The following is a 3,977-nucleotide window of genomic DNA, read 5'->3' as shown; positions in this document are numbered from 1 at the left end:
GAATTTTTTGACAAACATCACTCATTTATCAATTTGATGCATGTTTTTTAATCATGCAGGGCTATTTTTAATCGATATTGCCGACTTCTCGTTTTTTTAGTGGGGAGAATTCCTTTCGTGCGGCGGGTTTGTTATCGTGCGGCGGTGGTTATTTGGTTTCTAGAGAGCGTGAGATGAAAGGTCGTTGGGGACAATATGTAGTTGGTGGACTGTTGGTTGCGTTGCTGGCGGGGTGTTCGTCCCGTCCAACGGATAAAGGCCAGCAATATAAGGATGGGAAGATTAACGATCCGTTAGAGCTCGTTAATAGGCCGAACGCAAAAGGAAAACCGGTTAACGGAAAGGATTTCTCCGATCAGCTCACCGCAATCCAGCGTGCTTCGCCTTCTCTCTATAATAGAAACAACGATACTTTCCAAGCGGTCACTAACTGGCTACGTGCGGGAGCCGATACACGTCAGCTTTCCCAGTTTGGGTTGAACGCCTACCAGATGGAAGGTATGGATAATTTTGGTAACGTGCAGTTCACGGGCTATTACACGCCGGTGATTGAAGCGCGCTACACGCGTCAGGGCGAGTTCCAGTATCCGCTCTATCGTATGCCGAGCAAAGGTAAGAACCGCCGTTTACCGGAGCGCTCTGCTATTTATTCCGGCGCATTAGATAACCGAAATCTTGAAATCGGTTATAGCAATTCGATTATGGATAATTTCATGATGGAAGTGCAGGGGAGCGGTTATGTGGATTACGGCGATGGCCGCCCGTTAACTTTCTTTGGTTATTCCGGCAAAAACGGCCATGCCTATCGCAGTATTGGGAAGGTGTTGATTGACCGTGGCGAAGTTGCACGCGAAGAGATGTCGATGCAGGCAATTCGTAAATGGGCTGATAATCATTCTGCGGCTGAGGTTCGTGAGCTGCTGGAACAGAATCCTTCTTTCGTGTTCTTTAAGCCAGAAATGTATGCGCCAGTGAAAGGGGCGAGCGGTGTGCCTTTAGTCGCTAAGGCCTCCGTGGCTTCCGATCGTTCGCTTATTCCGGCAGGGTCTACGTTGCTGGCAGAAGTGCCACTATTGGATAACCAAGGCAAATTTACCGGAAAGTATGAAATGCGTTTGATGGTGGCTCTGGACGTGGGCGGGGCGATCAAAGGACAACACTTCGATATCTATCAAGGTATTGGACCAGAAGCAGGCCATGCGGCTGGTTTCTATAATCACTATGGCCGTGTCTGGGTGCTGAAAACGCCACAAAGCGGTGGACCGCTGTTCAGCGCGTATAATCGGTAATAAAATCATCTATCGTAATGACCCCCTCTTTCTCTGATAACGAGAAAGAGGGGGGGATCAAGAATTTCTAAGGTAATAAATCCAATGACAGCATCTTTTTCCGACGCTTATCTGCAGCGCTTTAGCGGTATCGCTCGTCTATATGGCCAGCATGCGTTGGGGGTTTTCTCTCAGGCGCACGTATGCGTTATCGGTATTGGTGGCGTGGGATCGTGGGCGGCAGAGGCGTTAGCGCGCACAGGGATTGGTGCTATTACGTTGATCGATATGGACGATGTCTGCGTGACGAATACCAATCGGCAGATCCACGCTTTACGTAGCAATGTTGGGCAGGCGAAAACGGAAGTGGTGGCTGCGCGCATTCGAGAAATTAACCCAGAGTGCCAAGTGACCTGTATCGACGATTTCATTACACCAGATAATGTTGATCAACTGATTGATAGTCGTTTTAGCTATGTCATTGATGCTATTGATAGCGTACGTCCTAAAGCAGCTCTTTTGGCCTATTGCCGCCGATTTAAGATCCCGATAGTCACCACCGGTGGTGCAGGTGGACAGATTGATCCTACGCGGATTGAAGTTGCCGATCTTGCCAAAACGATTCAGGATCCTTTGGCAGCTAAACTGCGTGAACGCTTGAAGAATGATTTCAACGTGGTGAAAAACAGCAAAGGAAAGCTGGGAATTGACTGCGTATTTTCGACGGAACCGCTGGTATACCCACAGCCTGACGGAAGCGTATGTGCTTCGCGTAGCACGGCTGAAGGGCCAAAACGGATGGATTGTGCTTCAGGTTTTGGTTCGGTCACGATGGTGACGGCAACGTTTGGTTTTGTTGCCGTCGCGCATGCGATTAAGAAGATGTTAGCGAAAGCCGAGCGTGAGGCCGCGTTATAGATAGTTTTTCGCGATACTTTTGATACCCGCTGCCAGCGAATTTAAACCGCTGGCGCGTGATGAGCTCAGCTGTTCCAAAATATTAAGCTGTTGGAATAGCGTCAGCGGATCGTTGTCTATGATTTGCTGTGGCGTTTTGCCTTCAGCGCCGGTCAGTAAAATAGCCAACAGGCCTTTCACAATTCGGCCATCGCTATCGCCGTAGTAGTGCATCGTCCCATCCTCAAGCAACTCTCCGCCCAACCATACCTGATTTTCACAGCCGGCCAGTTCGGTCTTTTGTTGCTTCAACTCTGGCGGCAGTGGTGGTAATTCCCGTGCCAGCAGAATGATTTGGCGGTAGCGTTCTTCCCACAGCTTCAGCGCATCAAAACGTGCGATTAACATATCTGGGGTCAATATGCGGCCAAAAGAGTGTGGGGCGATCATGCGAGATCCTCGTCGTTCAAGATAGATAGTGCGTAGTTTACCGCTTTTACTAATGCAGTAACGTCTTCTGGCCGATTATAAGGCGCAAACGAGGCGCGCAGGGAACCCGTGATGCCTAATGCTTGAATCAATGGTTGAGCGCAGTGCTGGCCTGCACGAAGAGCGATACCTTGCTCTGCCACTAACGTGACCAAATCGCTGTGATGAACTCCCTCAATATTGAACGCGAGCAGCGCAGAATTTGGGGCGCGGTAGCTGGTAAAACCGGTTATCTGCCTAAGCTGCCGTTCAGCGTCTTCTGCTAGCGCTACGCTGTAGGTTTCTGCGGCGTTTAAATCAAACTGCTGTAGCCACTCTAATACCGCTGAAAATCCGATAACTCCGGCGATATTTGGCGTTCCTGCTTCGAAACGGTGTGGAATTCTTTGCTCTGTAAAGCCCTCAAATCCGGCTTTAGTTAGCATTTTTCCGCCACCTTGCCATGCGTGCATCTGCTCGAGATATACCGTTTTTCCGTACAACACGCCGACGCCCGTCGGGCCATACATTTTATGAGCAGAAAAAGCATAGAAATCAACATCGAGTTCGCTGACGTTCAGTGGGTGATGAACCACCCCTTGAGCTCCATCGATCATCACCGGCGTACCATTCTGATGGGCGAGCTGTAACGCATAGGCAAGATCGGGGCAGCCGCCGGTAACGTTCGACATTTGCCCTAAGGCCATTAGCTTCGTGCGAGGTGAAAGCAGTGCGGGTAACAGGCTTAAGTCCGGCAAACCCTGCGCATTAACGGGAAGTTTGATGACGTTGGCATCGCACTGTTCAGCCACCATCAGCCAGGGGATCAGATTCGCGTGGTGCTCAGCTTCGCTCACCAAAATTTCGTCACCGGCACGTAGAATTGGGCGTAGGTAACTCTGCGCCACCAAATTAATCGCCTCGGTGGTACCTTTGGTCCAGACGATGTCATTGGCACTTGGCGCATGCAGTAGTTCGGCAACGTACTGACGTGCTGACTCATAGCGCTGAGTCAGTCTGAGAGCCGCTTGATGCTGGCTGCGGTGAACGGTAGCGGCACTACCAGCGTAATAGTCCTGACTCGCATTTATCAACGTCTGAGGCTTGAGAGCGGTGGCGGCGCTATCGAGATACACCGCGTGTTGCTGGCTATCGCTGGTGGCGAGAGCAGGAAAGTGGCCGCGAAAGGCTAAATAATCGAAGGATGTCATGCGGAATAATTCCTCGTTGCAGGCCGCTTTGTTATTGAGCCAGATGATGGTACAGCAAGATTAATCTGAATAATCCGACAGTTTTCTGGCAAAGCTGAAATAGCTTGTTATGCTTTTAACTACTGGCAAATGA

The 3,977-nt window shown here is 50.2% G+C and carries 4 protein-coding genes; 2 read left to right on the top strand and 2 right to left on the bottom strand.

All coding sequences use genetic code 11. The features are described from left to right. The first annotated feature begins 173 nt into the window (after positions 1-173). Positions 174-1,289, top strand: coding sequence for a murein transglycosylase A (gene mltA / locus RSC70_RS20965; protein ID WP_020303582.1), 1,116 nt, complete (start codon positions 174-176; stop codon positions 1,287-1,289). Between the two features lie 84 nt (positions 1,290-1,373). Further along, complete coding sequence (gene tcdA, locus RSC70_RS20960) at positions 1,374-2,186, top strand: tRNA cyclic N6-threonylcarbamoyladenosine(37) synthase TcdA (protein ID WP_008814532.1); 813 nt, start codon at positions 1,374-1,376, stop codon at positions 2,184-2,186. Here tcdA and csdE read toward each other — a convergent pair. Together csdE and csdA are read right to left on the bottom strand one after the other, a co-directional pair. Continuing rightward, positions 2,181-2,615 carry a cysteine desulfurase sulfur acceptor subunit CsdE gene (gene csdE / locus RSC70_RS20955; RefSeq protein ID WP_008814531.1) on the bottom strand — a complete coding sequence of 145 codons (435 nt, stop codon included), beginning with the start codon at positions 2,613-2,615 and terminating at the stop codon, positions 2,181-2,183. The genes tcdA and csdE overlap by 6 nt on opposite strands. Then, the gene (gene csdA, locus RSC70_RS20950; protein ID WP_114445382.1) at positions 2,612-3,844 is read right to left on the bottom strand and encodes a cysteine desulfurase CsdA; all 1,233 of its coding nucleotides are present in this window, start codon (positions 3,842-3,844) and stop codon (positions 2,612-2,614) included. The genes csdE and csdA overlap by 4 nt, the downstream gene beginning before the upstream one ends. Between the last annotated feature and the right edge of the window lie 133 nt (positions 3,845-3,977).

Source organism: Hafnia sp. (assembly GCF_036648275.1).
In the GTDB taxonomy this organism is placed as follows: Bacteria; Pseudomonadota; Gammaproteobacteria; order Enterobacterales; family Enterobacteriaceae; genus Hafnia; species Hafnia alvei.
Note: the sequence above shows the minus strand (reverse complement) of the source record. Positions and strands in the feature narration are given on the sequence as shown.